The following is an 18,385-nucleotide window of genomic DNA, read 5'->3' as shown; positions in this document are numbered from 1 at the left end:
TGACAAATGATGGTTTTCTCTGTAACTTATAACTAACTTAAATAAGAAACCACTAGGGGAGCCTGAATGGGCTGAGACGGGAAAATTGAATTCCTGGACCCTTGAACCTGATCTGGATTATACCAGCGTAGGAAAGTGGAGTCGGATTCTTTTTTCATTGTTGGCCTTGGCCGTTTATGGATAAAGCCGCTCCATTGTGGAGCGGCTTTTTTGCGCGCACTCTTATTTATTGCTTACACAACATTTAGGAGGAATGTAAATGTCTAGCCAAGAGAAGAAGGATACGGTTGATTTATCGGCTTTTCCAGGAAGCCGTAAGGTGTATGTGGAGGGATCGCGCCCTGATATTCAAGTGCCGATGCGCGAGATTACGTTAAGCCGAACATCGGGAACTGCCGGAGAAGAAGAGAATGCTCCTGTTCGTGTCTATGATACTAGCGGGGCTTATACTAACGACGAAGCACATAGCGATATCCGTCAGGGCTTAACGCCTCATCGTTTTTTATGGATTGGAAGTCGTGGGGACGCGGAAGCCTATGAGGGAAGAGCTATCAAACCGGAGGATAATGGAATTGCCTCAGGTAAGTCGGATGTGGAGATATTTCCGGGATTGCAGCGGCGTCCGCTGAGAGCCAAAAAAGGCCGGAATGTCAGCCAGTTGTATTACGCACGCCAAGGGATCATTACGTCTGAGATGGAGTTTATAGCCATCCGTGAGAATGTTACACCTGAGTTTGTTAGAGATGAGGTAGCCAGCGGTCGCGCAATTATTCCAGCCAATATTAATCATCCTGAGAGTGAACCTATGATTATCGGGCGAAATTTTCTGGTGAAGATCAACGCCAATATCGGCAACTCCGCCGTATCCTCGTCTATCGAGGAAGAAGTAGAGAAGATGAGATGGGCCACCCGCTGGGGAGCAGATAATATTATGGATCTATCGACAGGCAAAAATATTCACACTACCCGCGAGTGGATTATCCGCAACTCCCCTGTACCTATCGGAACGGTGCCAATCTATCAGGCTTTAGAAAAGGTGAACGGGAAGGCTGAAGATCTAACTTGGGAGGTTTACCGGGATACGCTCATCGAGCAAGCGGAGCAGGGAGTAGACTATTTTACAATTCATGCCGGAGTGCTGCTTCGTTATATTCCACTTACCGCAGGACGGATGACAGGTATTGTTTCACGGGGTGGATCAATTATGGCGGCATGGTGTCTCGCACATCATCAGGAGAACTTTCTCTATACCCATTTTGAGGATATTTGCGAGATTATGAAGGCTTATGATGTGGCATTCTCTCTGGGGGACGGGCTGCGGCCGGGTTCTATCGCTGATGCTAACGATGAAGCCCAATTTGCTGAGCTGGAAACGTTGGGAGAATTAACATCACTGGCATGGAAGCATGATGTTCAGGTAATGGTGGAAGGGCCGGGCCATGTGCCGATGCATCTGATCAAAGAGAATATGGATAAACAGCTTGAACTATGTCATGGCGCTCCTTTTTACACACTGGGTCCTTTAACAACAGATATTGCCCCCGGTTATGACCATATCACCTCGGCCATTGGAGCGGCTATGATCGGTTGGTTCGGCACGGCTATGCTCTGTTATGTTACTCCGAAGGAGCATCTGGGATTGCCCAATAAGGATGATGTAAGGGAGGGCGTTATAACCTACAAAATTGCTGCCCATGCGGCCGACTTGGCGAAAGGTCACAAGGGTGCACAGGATCGGGACAACGCCCTCTCGAAAGCACGTTTCGAATTCCGTTGGCGTGACCAGTTCCATTTGTCGCTCGACCCGGAGCGGGCGCTTGAATATCATGATGAGACCCTTCCTGCAGAGGGAGCAAAGACCGCTCATTTCTGCTCTATGTGCGGTCCGAAGTTCTGCAGCATGCGAATTTCTCATGATATCCGGGATACGGCGAGACAGCAGGAGCAGCAAGAACACGAGAAGGAAGTGCAGCCGAGTGAAGAGGCCGTTGCGGCCGGGATGAGAGGTAAAGCAGAAGAGTTCAAAGAAGGCGGAAGCGTGATTTATAAATAACAAATCGATACTATTGTAGTTCAGTCGGTTAATCCAGAATCATATATTTAATCTAGAGATAGCATCCTAAAAGCCATATAGCTAAGGATGCTTCTTGCTTTTCGAACATCCATTTCCACATGTATCCCAAATGAACCAATCCCATCCCATTTATAATAGGCAGATTGTATATCTCGTAGTAAAATAATACTTTAGAGGATATATATTGTTATTGAGGAGGGAGAAGCGGGGTCGGACTTTGAAAATGAATGTGAAGTGGGAGGTTAGTGTGTTATGTATTGTACAAATTGTGGTGCCAATACTCAACCGGATGATCAATTCTGCGTGAGCTGCGGGCAGAATTTAAAAGGTGGACAGGAAGAAATACAACCCGTTGAAAAGGGGGCGGAATTCAAAAAAACCAAACCCCCTTATATGTGGATATGGGTAGCGGTTGTTTCGCTTATTCTGCTGGGGGGAGCTGGGTATTGGTTCATTGAGATAAACAACCAGACGCTTGCTCAACCGCCTTCTAGTTCTACGAATTCCAGTTCATTGGAAGAGGAAACGGAACAACCGATCTCTCCGGAAAGTACGGAAAAAGCGAAGGAAGTAACAGAAAATACGCCGTCACCTGCTGCAGCAGAACCTGTATACATAAGAGTAAACCAAGTGGATTCGGCAAATTATGAACAGGGGAAGGTGGATGTATATTTTTCCTTATTTTCTGATCAAGCCTATGAGCATGAGATAGAGAGCAAATCTCTGACCAAGGAAATGTTTAAGGTCAATCAGTTACCTGTTTCGGCGGTTAACCAAGTAGAAAATGTGGATACCGTTAGTGTGAATCTGGTTATAGATAAGAGCGGTAGTATGACCGAACCACCGAGCAGTACAGTATCGCAATCCAAGATGGATATGGTCCGCCGGGCAGCAGTCGAGTTTTTGAAAAATGTACCCCCAGCGGCAAAAGGACAGTTTGAGGTGTTGTCCTTTTCGACCTACGCGCCTCCAGTTCCAGATATTGCGTTCACTAGCGATCGCAATTTTGTGGGCACCTATCTGGAGAGTCTGGAATCAGATAATGGCCAAACGGCATTATATGATTCTTTGACGAAAGCATTGTACGACACGAATATGATGAATGGACCGAAGTATATAATCGCTTTCACCGACGGACAGGACTCCAATTATGGTTCTTCGGCTCAATCAGTCATTGATTTATCCAAGCAGTTGGGTATCCCTATTTATTGCATCGGGTTCGGAGAGATGGGGACCGAATTACAAATGATATCGGAAGAAACGGGTGGGCAATATTTTGCAATCAGTATAGATGATAATCTTCAGCAGGAGCTAGAGCTGATCTACGCCAAGGTATTTCAGAGATATGTTAAGCAATACAAGATTACATACACTCCTCAACAAAAAATAAAGCCGGGAGGGGATTTTTCAGTAGCTATAAATATGGAATCCACAGAGCAAAAAGCGCAGACAGAAGCTTTAACATTTACACGCAAAATGGATACGGCATCCATCAATGTGTTAAATGGTTTGTTTGAATACCAGGTCAATTACGCAAATGCCGTTAATAATCTGGATTTCAGTATCGTAAGTGATAATGTAAACAATGGTTCTCCATTTTATAAAAACCTGAAGAATCGCATTGAGGTTGATTATGTGAATGCTATGAATCAGGGCAACCAAAAGATCATTGACACCTTGAAGAATTATCGTGTAGAATCCGTTAACCCTCAAGCCGATGGGTCTTACAAGATTGTCTTCTTTAAGTTTTTCCCGCTGCTGCTGAACAATGAGAATGTGTTTGAGGCGGATTTGAATACCTACACTCTAACTCAGAACAAAGTGTCGAATAAATGGCAGATTAGCGAGTTTGGCAGAAAAGAGTGCTCGATTTACCGTAATGAATCAGATCCAGGTTCCCTGTGTACCGAGAATGCAGTGGATACATTATATAGTGGCAATCCGTGGCCGGCTAATTAGGAGTGGGAAAGCTAACAATGAAATCAGTAGTAGTATGTATCTGTCTTTGTTTCTCGTTACTAGTGTCGGGCTGTGGGGTGAAATCCGTAGAGACCATTGAATCCTCTTCAGTACCTAGCGGAAATACTCCAGTTGAAGCTAAGCCGGAGAGTGCTGTACCAAACGTAGAGCAAACGGCAACTATTGCCGTATACCGGAAGCCGGCAGCGCCAATACCCACCCAAAAAGTGGAGCCTAAAAAGCCTGTGATCTGTATCGAGGCGGGACATCAGGTTAAAGGAAATTCGGAATTGGAGCCTAACGCTCCCGGGAGTAAGACGATGAAGCAGAAGGTTCTAAGCGGTACACAAGGTATTAAAACCAAAAAACCGGAATACCAATTGAATCTTGAGGTGGCTCTAAAGCTGGAGAAGAGACTAAATCCCGATTACAAGGTCATAATGGTTCGCAGGTCCAATGAAGTGGATATATCGAATAGTGAAAGGGCTATCTTCTGCAATAAGGCTAATGCCGATCTCATGATTCGACTCCATGCGGATGGCAGCGATAATCATAAGGTGAAAGGGATGTCCTTTTTATATCCCTCGCTAGATAGCAAGTATACGTCGAAGGTCGCCAAGAAGAGCCTGGAGGTCATAAAAGTAGTATCTAAATATGTCATTCAGGAAACGGGAGCCCAATCCAATGGTCTTAAACCAAGAACTGACTTAACGGGGTTCAACTGGCTGGAGATTCCATCCATTCTTATTGAGATGGGGTTTATGACGAATCTCGAAGAGGATGTATTAATGAGCAAGCCTGAATATCAGGATAAAATTGTAGCAGGTATCAAAGCAGGATTGGATTCTTACTATTCTTATTAAAAAAGAGGGCTATCCCGCCAGCCATTTTCATGGCTAGGGGACAGCCCTCTGTCTTTTTTTACTAGAATGTAAAGCCTGGTTGAATAGGGAGCATGGTTTGTACACCGCTGTCGATTTGCTTCTTGTCCTTCTTACCCAGGTATTCCCACAGATCGCCTTCTCCATTCTTCAAGCGATAGTCCGTGACATAGAATACGCTGGTTCCTGTATTGTAATTATAGAAGTTGACATCGTCGCTGATTTTAACACCTTTGGCGCCTTTTTCTCCATTTAACATGTAGAGGGAACCCATTAGACGCTTCTCATTGTAGTCGGTCATATACATCACAACATTATCATCGGTATAAAAAGTCGTGTTGCCAAGCTGGACATCATAGGCGACTTTGGATTTCTGTCCATCCGCATAGCGTAACAACTCTCCTTGGCCATCCTTTACGTCTTTGTAATACCAAATCACATCGTTGACACTTGTGTAATGATCTACATTCTCGTCAATAATCTGGTGATTATTCAGTTTGCCCTCTATAACATCCCACGAAGCAAGTGTATCGGAGATGGTATCTCCTTCACCTTCACTCTCCATGTAATACAACTTCTTGCCATCTTCACTAAACAAGAAGCTATAGGCGTCAACCGTAACTTCAGCCATTTCCTTTTCGGGTGCACCATTTAATACGATATAACTTTCCTTAGTTTCAGTTGGATTATTTTCAAATTGCGATTTAACAGCATAGGTATCTGTAATATCAGATAACTTGAGTTTATTGACCTCGTTCTTGGCTGCTTTAGCATAAATGATTGATTTCGATGTTGCGTCCGCATAAATGACCCGGGCCAGCTCGCTAGTTGTTTCTGTTTCTTTGCCATCGGCATACAGGAATAATTGCTTGGTAGTTGTAATAATCTCCTCATTCTTTAAGTCACTTCTGAGGCTGTCCCGTTCCATTTTAGCCATATATAGATCATATGCAGCATTATAAGCATCATAATCAACATCGGTTGTTGTATAGGTATAACCCCAATAATCGGTATTGGTTACTTCATGTTCATAATCACTGTAGGACGGCTCGGTGATTTTGAGATCTCCAGCTGCCATGTTATCTTCAACGAACTCGCTTAATGCAGAGTGTTCTACCGTAGCCCGGCTGAAGAAAAATTGGCCAGTAGAAGTGCTGGACACAACATCGGAGAAATCGGAAATGAGTTTTTGTTTATCTTTCCCTGCCTCTCTAAGATAGAGTGTGAAGTGGTTCGGATTCTCAGAGTCATCGTCAGTGGATTTCGTATAATAAACCTTGTCCAGATTGCTCGAGTAACTAATGATGCTGTTAATGTCGCTATCAATTTTAACCTTTTCGCTTTTAGTGCTAACTCCCTTGGTATATAGATCATAGGTCTCATCATCAAGTGTTTTCATATAAATAATCGAGGATTCATCTCCAGAAAGGGAGAAGTTCAGGGCTACATTTTTATCAATCAGGATTTCTTCCTTCATATCATAGAGATATAAGCTACCACCGGAGCTGTCTTCATAATTTTTCAAATAAAGCACAAAATCGCCGGATGCAGGAATTTGAAAAGAATTATATTGGTTAGCATCCAGATTGGATGCAATACGTACGCCCTGGTCCATACTTTCTTCCCCAGCCTTGGCAACCTTTGAGGGATTTAAGTAGTAAAGATTTGCAGATCCGTCATCATTGATTTTATTCAGGTAGAACATACGTGTTCCGGTTTTATTGAATTTCACCATATGTTCAGTCGTATATCTTAAATTATAGAAGCTGGTATCCTCGGTATAACCTCCGTCTCCATCAGAAGACATATCAACGGCTTCATCATCAAGTTCGGTATCCAGCCAATTTTTTGTGGCAATACTCGGTTTATCCTGTTTACTGCCCTTGAGCATTAACTCATAATCCTTGATATATACAAGCGGAGTAGAGGAGCTTGAAGACCCGGATTGGAAGATGGACCAGGCAACGCCGGCTATAAGTATTATTCCTAATAATGCTGCTCCGTAGATAAAAGGTTTTGTCATGAATTTCTTCTTGGTTCCGGTCATCAGATTAATAATGCCGCCTTGCGGCTTAGTCTGGGTCTCCTCGCTTTCATTAGGAGTCTCAGTTATGACTGTGCTTCCTGATAAAATCACGACCTCGGTTGAATCCTCTTGTACGGTTAATGGAACCATTTCTAACTCAGGTACCACTACAGGATCTGTACCTACAGGAACAGGAATACCCGTCTCAAGGGGTGTCATTTCCTTTTCCGCTTCAAGGGGAGTAGTCGTATTATGAGTAGTATTATTACTTTGGGGCGATGGTTGCCCACACTTGTTACAGAATTTCGCATCTTCTTTACGAGGGGCGCCACAGTTAGCGCAGAATTTTGCCATGTTCATTAGTAGTATCTACTCCTTTAGTCATTCCTTAGACTGTGTATTAATTACATTTCTTTTTGGTGAGATAAGTATCATCGACATAACAGATTTCCGGAACTTTAGATTCAACGGTAGAATCAACCAGCCAGCTATTGTCCTGTTTGACCACATTATATGTGTAGGCGGTTTCTTTAAAGGCGGTGTTCTCGATACTTCCATTTTCATAGACCGTCCGTTTGAACCGTTTCTTCAACTTAAGCTGATAATGTTCCGGAGTGACTTTTAGAGCATCCTCCAGCCTGTAGATAGGAACATCAAATTCAAAATAAGATCCGGTATTTTTGGCTTCATTTATGCTGTTAACTTGATTAAGTACGATGTTGTAAACAGAATTAGCCGATTGGCTATTGACTGTTACGTAAGGAGATAAATAGGATATATCCCCTGAGCTCATGGCGGCAGACCAGTTGATCTGATACATCTCCATAGCGGTAGCTACATCAGGGTCATCTAGTAATTTAGGTGTAACAGACTGCTCTAACGTTGCAAAATAAGTAGGGGAGTTTACCACAATACTGGTATTCCTCAGTGTCTTTTTTGGATTGGACGAGGTATAAGTTGCTACATATTGCGCTTTTTTTCTTGAATAAATCGAACTGTAGAACCCGCCAAGCTTATCAATATCCGATCCAATCGAGATATAATCACCGTTGCTCTCTTTAGCAATTCTTTGCAGTTCATCATCTTGCTGCACACCTACCGCGTAGATTGGTACTCCCAGCTGGAGTGAAGTGTTAATAACGGTTCCGGCACTAACAGCACTTTGATTGCTTACGTCATTGCTGCAATTTTCTCCGCCATCGGTGAAGATCACGACATATTTTGATCCTTCGGCCCCATTGTAGGCTGTGTTGTACACAGCTTGCTCCATAGAACGATACAATGCTGTACATTCTCCGTATGAACTCAATTGTGATATTTGAGAATGAATAGAGTTCTTGTCATTAGTGAAATCGTTTTGGGTAATTTCGGTGGCTCCGGCAAAGCTCATCAATGCCATCTGGTCTGATCCGGAAAGAGCGGACTGACTGACAAATTGCAGCGCTTGATTCTTCACCACTTCCATAATTCCTTCCATGCTGGTACTCACATCAATAACAACATTGGTGCTTAGTGATTCCTTGATCTCTGACATTTTGGAGAATTTCCAGGTTTTCAATTGTTTTTTATCCTCTTGGAGTTGGAAGAATGAAGAATCCGTAGGAAGATTTTCGACTAGTTGATTATTGGAATCATATAACGAAAAGTACAGCTTAACCTGTGGATATTGATCTGTGTTATAGCTGAAATCACCAATACTAAGCGTCTGTGGTTTCGGAGCTTCATAATGCGCACTGGTGGTTTGCTTCAAATACTGCAGCTGAATATTTCGTGGTTCTGGACTGTCGTGACTAATATTCACAACGGTAGTTTCATAGGAAACGGTAATTTGTCCGCTTTCCACTGAGTCCACCTTAACTACCTTTTGAGTTACTCCATTCTCAGTGACTGTGAAATTTTGCGGTGATAAATCCAGGGACTCTATATCCTCGGCTTCTATTACCAATCCAATCATTGGGTAAAGGGAGGGGTTGATCGTACTAATCTTAAACGGTTGTATTTCGTTGCTTAGCGGGCTGGCGCTACCTGCTGGTTCGGCACTAGCGTCAGGAGTTCCTGAGGGAACGTTAACCTCTGCATTTTTCTCGGAGAGCGGATTCGATGCTGCTGAAGGAAGCAAACTGAAGATCACAATTATAGCTGAGATCAACAATGCCGATCCAATCCCGATATACCACCACTTGCTTAAGCGGCGCTTGTCTGAAACCTTATGTATTTCTTCTTCCTGAGGTGACGGGTTAATTGCTTCTGTCTCATCGAATACGAGTTTTCCACAATGTATACAAAACTTGCTGTCGACTTCATTTTCTAGGCCACAATGATTACAAATCAATAAATACCAATCCCCCCGCTGTTAATGAACAAAGACATTATTTCCAATATTTTCTCCAGTCTTCTGGACTAAGTATATCTAGTTCCATAGTCTTATGCCATAATTTTACGTAAAATCCCCTTTATCGTCATATTTTTCATCTTGTTGTGGGAAAAGGCGACGAATTCCTGCAAATTTCATATTGCTGTTACAAACCATATAATGACATAATAATAAAGGGATTTTATCCGATAAGCAGGATTTTGAAGGAGCAGAGATGGGGGAGAGCGAATTGTACTGTCACAATTGTGGTGCCAAAAGCATATCGGATTCAACGTTTTGTATCGAATGCGGTGCTAGGTTATTAACGCTGGAGGAAGAAGCGGCGATTAAGGAGTTGGCAAATACAGAAGTGGCTGCGGGGCATGAAGTGGCTACTGAGCTGTCCAATAGAGACATAATTCCTGTGAAAGAACCCATTCGGGGAAGAGGCAGGATGTTCTTATGGATAATTCCCCTATTGCTGGTAATGGTCACGTTATCGCTGTTCCTGTTCTATAAATACGAGATTAAGGTGAACGATCAGGTGTTAGCTCTGCAGCAGAAGGCTGAAGGAGAAGCGATGAAGGGACGGTACAGTGAGGCGATTAAGCTGCTGGACTCAGCGATTGAGAAGCGGCCCGGTTACGATGTGTTGAAACAGGACCGATCTGTTACTGTTGAAGCACAACAATTTGAGGAGCAATTGAAACAGACGATTGAGGGCTTGGATACACAAAAATTGCAGGCGAGCGAGAGTTCCATGAAGACTCTTACCGCTGCTTTAGATAAAAGGCAGGAGCCGCTTTTTGCATCGATTAAGAAGAAGCTTTCTGAAGGTCAGACGAAGCTGGCTATCCTAAAGGTAAAAGGTGAGCTGGGTCAGTTGAAGACGGTAGAAGCGCTGGCAGACAAGCTCAAAATTGTAGAGAAGTTTGAAGGTGAGGAAGCAGTGGCTGTACAACAACAGATCATCGTGAAATTGGCCGATATCAGTTATTCGGCAGCCGAGAAAAAGCTTCAGGACAAGGATTATACAGGTGCATTGCAGGCGGTGGATGATGGTTTATTTTATGCAATAGAGAATAAGAAATTAACAACCTTCAGAGAGCGGATAATGGAAGAGAAGACGATCTTTGAACAAGCGGAGAAAGATCGAATTGTGCTGGCTCAACAACAAGCTGCTCAGGAAGACCTTACAAATCGGACGGCTGCGGTTGAAGTTTCAGGTCTGGTGGCTGTATACGATGAGTATGGGTATCTTGAAATCAGTGGAACGGTGACCAATCGGGCGACTCGACCTATTTATTCGATCAACCTAACTATTAATATACTAGATGCTGCAGATTCCTATTTGGACGAAGCGTATGTAAGTGTATATCCTAACCGGTTGGCCCCGGGGGAGTCGGGTGAATTCACAACTTCCTACTACGGAGCGTATGGGGATGTTAAAGTCGCTGCAGCGGATGCGAATTGGTATTTGGAATAGGAGGTGGGGAAATGTCGAAAATAGTATGGGCGAGCGTTATTTCGGGACTACTGATATTAGGAGCAGGAACTGGAGGAGGCATCTGGGTTCATCAGTATGCTGCACAACAATTGGATGGAGAACCGCTTCTTGCGGTTGAGGCGGAAGTTCTTGAGGAGGTACAGGATTCTACAACACAAGCGGAACCGATGACTCGTAAGGAAATTATCGAAGAGTCACAGAAACGGGTGGTTACCATAGAGACCGGGGGTGGACTAGGTTCCGGATTCCTATATAATAACCAGGGTGACCTGTTAACTAATGCCCATGTTGTAGAAGGCTGGCATGAGGTTACAGTAACCACGCTGGATCATGAAAAATATACGGGAATTGTTATTGGAATAGGTACCGATACAGACATAGCGGTTGTTCGGGTTCTAGAACTTAAGGATATCACTCCGTTGCCTATCGCACGTACTTATAAAGCAGAGGTTGGAGATGAAGTGCTCGCTCTCGGAAGCCCACTCGGGTTGGAAAATACCGTAACGACAGGCATAGTTAGCGGAGTGGGGAGGAACTTAGAGATCGATCCTTATATTTACAACAACCTATATCAGATTTCGGCACCCATTACGAATGGGAATAGCGGGGGGCCATTGGTTAACGCACTTACGGGTGAAGTATTAGGGATTAATTCGGCCGCTGCTACGGAGGAAGCGGGGATTGGGTTCAGTATACCGATCAGCAGCATATTGAAGCAGGTGGAGGAATGGTCGAAACACCCGGAAGCAGAGTCGGAGGGTGGGGCCGATAACAGCAGCAATAGTAACTCGGCGGCGGATGTGTTATCGGATAGCAGTAGCATAGTTACGCTTTTTTACGATAGTCTGTCTACTAGCGACTATGTAACGGCCTATTCCCTTCTTGGCAGTCAATGGCAAGGTGGAACTAGCTATGAAGACTTCCGTAAGGGGTATTTAAATACCGGTGAAGTAGTGATCGAGAGTATCTCATCGGTTGAAGATGATGGAGGAAAAAGTTCGCAGGTGAGTGCCATTATAACCGCTGAGGAACGACGCGATGGCGAAACCGTATATCAACAATACCAGCTTAACTATACGGTAGGAAATGAAAACGGACAATTAAAAATCCTAAATGGTAAAGGCAAGAAGATAGACTAGAGTCAAGATAGCGATTGTAAAAATTCAGAATGACATAAAGGATGACAACATGCTTACTCAAAAATTTCAAGAATATCTCAATTTATCGGCACAGTTAAGACCAGATTATATTTCAAGCTTAGGCACAAGTGAAGATGGACAGAACACCATCACAAACCTTCTACCTGAAACACCATTGCTTCTGAAAGCTATATATAGCACGGTTTCCGGAACTAGTAGTGAGGAAGAGGAACCGAGCCTAATCGAATTTGTGCCAGGGTACAGGTTGATTCATATCGATGAATACGCACAGCAAATGAAGGTACTGTCACAGATTTTAGAAGAGAAAGGACACGAAGCGGACGGGCTTGTTCTGCCGATCCTCACGAACTACGGTAGTGATTTCATTTGTTACTATCGTTCAGCTGACGGTGTGGAGCGTGTCTGTGACCTCTTGCATGACTTTGGGGATTTGGTGGTTATGTATGAGTCGCCTGAGAAGTTTCTGGAAACGCTTTGCGAATTCTATAAGCAAGAGGTTTATTTCTTGGACGAAGAGGGCTATCTGGATTGTGATTTAGTTAAAGAAGGCGAAGTAGGGGCGGAGCTGAATCCAGAGGCTAAGTATTGGTCAGAGTAAATATATTGAAACCCATGTAGGCAGACGATTTGCCGTAGTTGTCACGGATACCTGGGGAGTTACTTCTGTTCTCTTACACAAACTTGACCCTACCCCGAAGTGGCACGTTTCGGAGGTAGTCAGAGTAATAGATGTATTTTATACACTTATTTCTGGCCTTTGGCGCTCGATTGTATGGATAGATGTACTTTGTACAACTAAAAACACGAATATGCCGGTTAAACCCCGGATTACCAAAAAATAAGTGTATAAAGTACAATTAAACATCCTAAAGTGTGCTAAGAAAGCAATATAAGTGTATGTTGTGCAACTATATATATTGAAACCCATGTAGGCAGACAATTTGCCGTAGTTGTCACGGTTACCTGTGGAGTTACTTCTACTCTCTTACACAAACTTTTTGACGATACCTCTTGGTTTTAACTATTCAGAGGGATTAATTTCCCTGTAAATGTTGACCTGGCGTAGCCGCATAGCGGTCAAGTAACTTAGCAATTACATCATCAAAAGAGACTGCACCCAAAGCGGCTTGGGACAGTCTCTTTTTCAACCTCTAGGAATTTCGATCCAGCTCACGCAGCTCAACCCGCCGAATCTTCCCGGAGCTCGTCTTCGGAAGATCGCTGATGAACTCTATCTTACGCGGATACTTGTAGGGTGCCGTCCATTCTTTTACATGGGATTGCAGCTCCTTAACGAGCTCTGGTGAAGCCGTTGAGGCATCCTTTAGAACGATGAAGGCTTTAACGACATGGCCTCGAATATCATCGGGGCTGGCGATTACCGCACATTCTTTAACGGAGGAGTGTCTCATGAGTGCTTCCTCAACTTCAAAGGGGCCGATGGTGTAACCGGCACTGATGATGATATCGTCGCCCCGACCCTCGAACCAGAAGTAACCATCCTCATCCTTGCGTGCACGGTCTCCGGTTACAAAGAATTCTCCATGGGTACAGCTCGCTTTACGCTCTGGGTCTTTGTAATAAGTGTGGAACAGAGCCGGCATGGTCAAATGAACGGCTATATCGCCAACCACTCCCGGTGCAACCGGAATCCCTTGCTCATCTACTACCTCAACTAGGCCTGGCGCCATAGCTTTACCCATTGAACCTGTGCGGATCGGGGTATCTTTAAGTGTTCCTATTAAAAGAGTGCTTTCCGTTTGTCCGTATCCGTCTCGGATGGTGATATTGAAATGGCGCTGGAACTCGTTGATGACTTCCTGATTCAAAGGCTCTCCGGCAGATACAGCACTGCGCAGTCGAGACAAGTCATAGGTATCCAAGCCTTCTGTTTTGGCCATTAATCTGTACTCTGTTGGAGTACAGCACAATGCCTGAATTCCTTCATCCTGCATTAACTGCAGGTACCGGTTCGGATGGAATGGTCCGTTATAGACAAAACCTGTGGCTCCATTTCCCAATACCGCTAAGAACGGACTCCAAATCCACTTTTGCCAACCAGGTGCAGCCGTCGCCCATACCGTATCTGACTCCCGGATATCCAGCCAAGGGGACGAAGTGATTCGCAAGTGAGCATAACCCCAGCCATGGCTATGAACTACAGCCTTAGGATTGCCGGTGGTTCCTGAGGTATAAGCCAGGATAGCCATATCGTCTCGGTGGGTGTTAACCGCAGTCAGTTGATCCGGCTGCCCAATCATTAAATCCTCCAGATCTAGCCATCCGTCAACTTCACCATTCCCTGACACAGAAAGGCGGAAATCCAAAGCGGGCAGGTCATCACTAATTTTATCTACCTCGTGTATAACCTCCGACCAAGCGATTACGGCCCGAGCTTCAGAATGACGGAGGCGATAGGATAAATCCTTGGCCCGGAGCATTTCTGAGGAAGGGATAACGGCCAGTCCCAGTTTTAGACAAGCTAAGTAGATAACGTATGCAATGATTCTTCTCGGAACCATCACCAGAACTCTGTCGCCTTTATGTAGTCCAAGATGAGCTAGTCCGCCGGCCAGCCGATTTGCTTGCTGCAGAAGTTCACCGTAGCTGATCTCTTCGCGATCCCCTTTTTCATTTAACCATTTGAGTGCAATTTTGCCGGATGGATGATGCTCCATCTCCGAGGTTAGATTGTAATATTCAGGTGAAATCCATTGCTGATCATTCAATTCCATCCATCTCCCATATCAAAAAGGTAGTAGCAACCACAATACATATTATAGCATGAACTCCTAGTACCAGATTCTAAACAGTTTGCCGAAACTATAAACATTATTTGAACGGGGTGGCAACAAAAGAGGAACTTGTCCAGGTTTTAATTAAAATTATTTATTTGTTCTTTATAAAGTACAATAAAGATGTTAAATTAAAGACAACATTTACGAAACCGGCAGTAAATTAAAGATAAACACTCCTTTGTTCGTTATGATGAAAATAAACAGACCGTATTTTACAAAGGAGGAGAAGGAAATGGGAAAATCGAAGCAGTCCCTTAATCATAAAGACACGATATCCGAACTTTTGTGTAAAAGGGCAACCACGTTTCCTCATGACGTTGTATTCAGCTTTCCAGAGCTTGGACAGCATTATTCCTGGTCACAAGTATGGAACGAAGTACAGCTCTTAGGTAAAGGCTTCCTGCAGCTGGGAATCCAAAAAGGCGACCGGGTGGCGCTGCTTATGCAGGGGCGAATAGAGCTGATCCTTTCTATGTACGCAGCTGCTAGTATCGGTGCCGTAATCGTTCCCCTAAATGCTTATTCCAAAAAGGAAGAGCTACTAACCTACCTTCAGGATTCCAAGCCTGCTCTTATGGTCATAGGTTCGGGCGGCCATCAACAATATTACCCGCTGATGATACAGGAGTTGATTGCGGAGGCAGCATTAAATGGTACCGACAGCTCCTGGCTGCCCCCTCATATTTTTGTGCTGAATGAGGGGGCATTCCTCCAAAGACCATTCCGTCCCTTTTCAGATATATATCAGTTGGCAGCCATGATGGATGAACAAATGTTCCGTTTTACTTATCAGTCTATCCGGGCGGAAGACCCATTGATTCTTCTATACACCTCAGGAACCTTGGGTTCACCGAAAGGGGTTCTCCGCTCCACAGCTTCCTTTCTGGTTAAGAAAAGAGGAGAGAAGTCAGGGAAAAAGGGATCCGCGCTGATGGCCGGCTTAACCGACCGGATCGCCCATAAATTCTCACTATTCAGTCTACTGCCCTTATATCATCTGGGGGGCTTTGCTACCTTATTTACCGCGCTCAAGGTATGCAATATTCGGGTCGTCATGCTGACGCACTTTAACCCCGTGAATGCATTGTCGGTGCTTGAACTTGAAAGGTGCCAAATTATGACGGGTACGCCATTCATGATCCAACAAATACTCACTTCACCTAGAAGGAATGAATTCAATTTATCTTCCCTGGTAGGGCTGGCCTTTACATCGGCAGCTATAAATAATACCTTGCTGAAAAAAGTCAGCAGGGACCCGGGCTTGAAGCTTGTGTTTTTTATGGTAAGCTACGGCTCCTCCGAGGCAGGTTCTGTTGCAAACGGTATCTGCTTCCTAAACCGGAGGGAAAATCCGCTGTGGTCCTTGCTTTATCTATTGCTAAGCTATACCTCTTTCCTTAGTGGATTGATAGATCCCAAGGAATTAGAGAAGGGAGGCTTTAGCTTTGGGGGCAAGGTAGACAAGGGGGTGGAAGTCAAAATTGTAAATCCGGAAACAGGAGAGGATCTGCCTCAGCATGCGCATGGTGAGATTGCAATTCGCAGTCACAGGGTCATGCGATACATGAAAGAGAATACAGTCAGTCCCTGTTTTACGGAGGACGGATGGTACCGATCGGGGGATTCGGGCTTTCTGGATGAACAACGGAATTTGATGATAACTGGGAGGTTGAATCGCTTGATTTCACGGGGGGGAGAGAAAATCTCTCCTGTAGAAATCGAGAACCTTCTAATAAAGCAGAAAGGGGTAGAAGAGGTTTTTGTAGTGGGCATTCCGGATGATCTGTACGGGGAACTGGTCTGTGCCTGTATTATCCCTGAAAAGGGGGCAAGCTTGACGGAGGAGAGGTTGAAGGCAGAACTAACACTTCATATGTCAGCGTTTAAAATTCCGCGTTATATTCTGTTCCTGCCATCGTTCCCCTTGTCTGCCACGGGGAAAATATCCGTCTCTGATATTCAGCTAATGGCGCTGGAGCGAATCGGAGAGCTTAAAAAAAATGCGTAAATATTATTCGGGAATTACTTTTTTTAAGCTTGCAGGCTCTTTAACGGTGTTGGTCGCCCATGTCATTCTTTTCAGGTACCTGGATCATCTTCCTCATACGCAAATGAATTTTATATTTAATGCGTCCAAGGTAATCGTGCCGTGTTTCTATATGATTTCCGGTTTTCTTGTTTACAAGGGCTGGTCGAATGCAGCAGACTCCCGTATGTATATCAGGAGATATCTGATTAGCATAGGTTGGGTATACGTCTTCTTTAACCTGTTTTTCTGGGTGGAGTTTATTGTTCCTGCCCTGACCTCCGGAGGCTTATCACCGGGAAATCTATTCCTTCAGCTGAAGATTGCGGGGATGGCCTTTTTCCTGAATGGACCCTTCATCCAATTGTGGTTCATTCCGCCGCTTCTATTCGGTGTTTGGGTATCGTATCTGCTGTATACCAGACTTTCCTTGCGGGCTGTGGTCATTTTGACACTGTTCGTGTATTTGATTGCTCAGCTTCTGGTAGGCACTTTGCGGATCGGACTCGACTCTATTACGGGCGGGCTTTCTTTTTTGGATTCAAGTTACGGAGATTATTTGGAGCTATTCACCGAAAGATATCTGGGATACGGCTTGACCTTTGTATCCGCAGGAGTGTTGATGGGAAGGTATGAGGAGAAGTTTTTGCAGTATAGAGCAATTCCCCTTTTGATCTTGGCAGCCTCACTTTTGATGATAGAAACTCTGCTGCTGTTCTTTTTTGCGGATTGGAATTCCGATTATTCACTGTCCCTAAGCATGATCTCGAGCACCATCCTGCTGTTTTATGGTATTTTGCGAATAAAGAGCGTTACAATCCAGAAATATCATCCGTTTATTAATGGATTTAGCAAGATCATTTTTTTCGGACATATCCCCTTAATGAAGTTGAATGTTCTGCTGGGGGTGGGCAATTTCACGGGTGTGGATATTGTTCAAGGGCTGGTATATTTGCTCGTGACCCTTGTGGAATGTCTGACTCTTACTTATCTGTTGTCCACTAGAAAGAGATGGCTTCCGGTCGGACGGAAGAAAACCCTGGCTCCGTGAGAATTACCGGTCAGCTTCTCTTTGAATTTATTTACAAATCATCAGGTTCGTTATATTCTTTATAAAGAACCATTTGCAGTAGTCCATTTAGACTAGAGGAAAGTGGGGACCGATAATATGTTCAGGTATATAAAGAAGTGCACCAGGCTGACGTTGATCGTTGTATTGATAAGTACAATCATGCTGCCTGCTTCTGCCTATGCATCTGCTTCGTCGGTGTCACAGAACACCTCCTCTTATGCCACTTCCTTTTTTTCATCACTAGCCGGTGAAATCTCTTCATTATTTCAGAAAGATAAGACCACCTATTATTACAATGATACCAAGACAGTCAGCAATAGCTGGTTCAGCTGGTTAAAGGGAAATGACATCAAGAATTGGTGGGAAGACAAAAAGGATGACTCCTTCATGCTGTGGGAGAAGTATTACTGTTATTGAAAAAGTAATGAAAATAAAAAACCGATTCTCCTGCCAGCTTGGCCGGGGATCGGTCTTTTTTTTGCCTAGGATGTCCTAATAAAATGCTGTTGTACTTTTTAACGAACGATGA

The 18,385-nt window shown here is 44.2% G+C and carries 12 protein-coding genes and 1 riboswitch; of the genes, 9 read left to right on the top strand and 3 right to left on the bottom strand.

Features of this window, described 5'->3' with window-relative positions; genetic code table 11:
- The first annotated feature begins 44 nt into the window (after positions 1-44).
- A riboswitch (TPP riboswitch) is annotated at positions 45-151 on the top strand.
- 108 nt (positions 152-259) lie between these two features.
- From thiC to J2T20_RS12155, 3 genes are all read left to right on the top strand, one after another.
- On the top strand, positions 260-2,053 hold the full coding sequence (gene thiC / locus J2T20_RS12165) for a phosphomethylpyrimidine synthase ThiC (protein ID WP_307588649.1): 1,794 nt from the start codon (positions 260-262) through the stop codon (positions 2,051-2,053).
- A 273-nt stretch (positions 2,054-2,326) separates the two neighbouring features.
- Positions 2,327-4,033, top strand: coding sequence for a VWA domain-containing protein (locus tag J2T20_RS12160; protein ID WP_307588647.1), 1,707 nt, complete (start codon positions 2,327-2,329; stop codon positions 4,031-4,033).
- 17 nt (positions 4,034-4,050) lie between these two features.
- On the top strand, positions 4,051-4,896 hold the full coding sequence (locus J2T20_RS12155; RefSeq protein ID WP_307588645.1) for an N-acetylmuramoyl-L-alanine amidase family protein: 846 nt from the start codon (positions 4,051-4,053) through the stop codon (positions 4,894-4,896).
- 61 nt (positions 4,897-4,957) lie between these two features.
- Here J2T20_RS12155 and J2T20_RS12150 read toward each other — a convergent pair whose 3' ends face one another.
- The gene (locus J2T20_RS12150) at positions 4,958-7,300 is read right to left on the bottom strand and encodes a zinc ribbon domain-containing protein (RefSeq protein WP_307588643.1); all 2,343 of its coding nucleotides are present in this window, start codon (positions 7,298-7,300) and stop codon (positions 4,958-4,960) included.
- Between the two features lie 40 nt (positions 7,301-7,340).
- The gene (locus J2T20_RS12145; protein ID WP_307588641.1) at positions 7,341-9,272 is read right to left on the bottom strand and encodes a VWA domain-containing protein; all 1,932 of its coding nucleotides are present in this window, start codon (positions 9,270-9,272) and stop codon (positions 7,341-7,343) included.
- Positions 9,273-9,528: 256 nt separating this feature from the next.
- Between J2T20_RS12145 and J2T20_RS12140 the strand changes: the two genes are divergently transcribed.
- Genes J2T20_RS12140 through J2T20_RS12130 form a run of 3 tightly spaced genes read left to right on the top strand, consistent with a single transcriptional unit; the run spans position 9,529 to position 12,558 of the window.
- Positions 9,529-10,779: an FxLYD domain-containing protein gene (locus J2T20_RS12140; protein ID WP_307588639.1), complete on the top strand. Its 1,251-nt coding sequence runs from the start codon at positions 9,529-9,531 to the stop codon at positions 10,777-10,779.
- Between the two features lie 11 nt (positions 10,780-10,790).
- Positions 10,791-11,939, top strand: coding sequence for a S1C family serine protease (locus tag J2T20_RS12135; protein ID WP_307588637.1), 1,149 nt, complete (start codon positions 10,791-10,793; stop codon positions 11,937-11,939).
- A 49-nt stretch (positions 11,940-11,988) separates the two neighbouring features.
- On the top strand, positions 11,989-12,558 hold the full coding sequence (locus J2T20_RS12130; RefSeq protein ID WP_307588635.1) for a hypothetical protein: 570 nt from the start codon (positions 11,989-11,991) through the stop codon (positions 12,556-12,558).
- Between the two features lie 553 nt (positions 12,559-13,111).
- Here J2T20_RS12130 and J2T20_RS12125 read toward each other — a convergent pair.
- Positions 13,112-14,695 (bottom strand): acyl-CoA synthetase, encoded by a 1,584-nt coding sequence (locus J2T20_RS12125; RefSeq protein ID WP_307588634.1) that lies wholly within the window; start codon positions 14,693-14,695, stop codon positions 13,112-13,114.
- Positions 14,696-14,990: 295 nt separating this feature from the next.
- On the opposite strand from J2T20_RS12125, the gene J2T20_RS12120 reads away from it, so the two are divergent.
- The 3 genes from J2T20_RS12120 (at position 14,991) to J2T20_RS12110 (ending at position 18,273) form a co-directional block, all read left to right on the top strand.
- Positions 14,991-16,766 (top strand): class I adenylate-forming enzyme family protein, encoded by a 1,776-nt coding sequence (locus J2T20_RS12120; protein ID WP_307588631.1) that lies wholly within the window; start codon positions 14,991-14,993, stop codon positions 16,764-16,766.
- Positions 16,759-17,835 (top strand): acyltransferase family protein, encoded by a 1,077-nt coding sequence (locus J2T20_RS12115; RefSeq protein ID WP_307588629.1) that lies wholly within the window; start codon positions 16,759-16,761, stop codon positions 17,833-17,835. The genes J2T20_RS12120 and J2T20_RS12115 overlap by 8 nt, the downstream gene beginning before the upstream one ends.
- Before the next feature lie 117 nt (positions 17,836-17,952).
- Complete coding sequence (locus J2T20_RS12110; protein WP_307588627.1) at positions 17,953-18,273, top strand: hypothetical protein; 321 nt, start codon at positions 17,953-17,955, stop codon at positions 18,271-18,273.
- Positions 18,274-18,385: the final 112 nt, after the last annotated feature.

Source organism: Paenibacillus wynnii (assembly GCF_030812855.1).
In the GTDB taxonomy this organism is placed as follows: domain Bacteria; phylum Bacillota; class Bacilli; order Paenibacillales; family Paenibacillaceae; genus Paenibacillus_AQ; species Paenibacillus_AQ wynnii_A.
Note: the sequence above shows the minus strand (reverse complement) of the source record. Positions and strands in the feature narration are given on the sequence as shown.

Excerpts from the sequence above, each read along its gene's own strand:
- thiC (WP_307588649.1), top strand. The coding sequence starts at position 260 with ATGTCTAGCCAAGAGAAGAAGGATACGGTTGATTTATCGGCTTTTCCA.
- J2T20_RS12160 (WP_307588647.1), top strand. The coding sequence starts at position 2,327 with ATGTATTGTACAAATTGTGGTGCCAATACTCAACCGGATGATCAATTC.
- J2T20_RS12155 (WP_307588645.1), top strand. The coding sequence starts at position 4,051 with ATGAAATCAGTAGTAGTATGTATCTGTCTTTGTTTCTCGTTACTAGTG.
- J2T20_RS12150 (WP_307588643.1), bottom strand. The coding sequence starts at position 7,300 with ATGAACATGGCAAAATTCTGCGCTAACTGTGGCGCCCCTCGTAAAGAA.
- J2T20_RS12140 (WP_307588639.1), top strand. The coding sequence starts at position 9,529 with ATGGGGGAGAGCGAATTGTACTGTCACAATTGTGGTGCCAAAAGCATA.
- J2T20_RS12135 (WP_307588637.1), top strand. The coding sequence starts at position 10,791 with ATGTCGAAAATAGTATGGGCGAGCGTTATTTCGGGACTACTGATATTA.
- J2T20_RS12130 (WP_307588635.1), top strand. The coding sequence starts at position 11,989 with ATGCTTACTCAAAAATTTCAAGAATATCTCAATTTATCGGCACAGTTA.
- J2T20_RS12125 (WP_307588634.1), bottom strand. The coding sequence starts at position 14,695 with ATGGAATTGAATGATCAGCAATGGATTTCACCTGAATATTACAATCTA.
- J2T20_RS12120 (WP_307588631.1), top strand. The coding sequence starts at position 14,991 with ATGGGAAAATCGAAGCAGTCCCTTAATCATAAAGACACGATATCCGAA.
- J2T20_RS12115 (WP_307588629.1), top strand. The coding sequence starts at position 16,759 with ATGCGTAAATATTATTCGGGAATTACTTTTTTTAAGCTTGCAGGCTCT.
- J2T20_RS12110 (WP_307588627.1), top strand. The coding sequence starts at position 17,953 with ATGTTCAGGTATATAAAGAAGTGCACCAGGCTGACGTTGATCGTTGTA.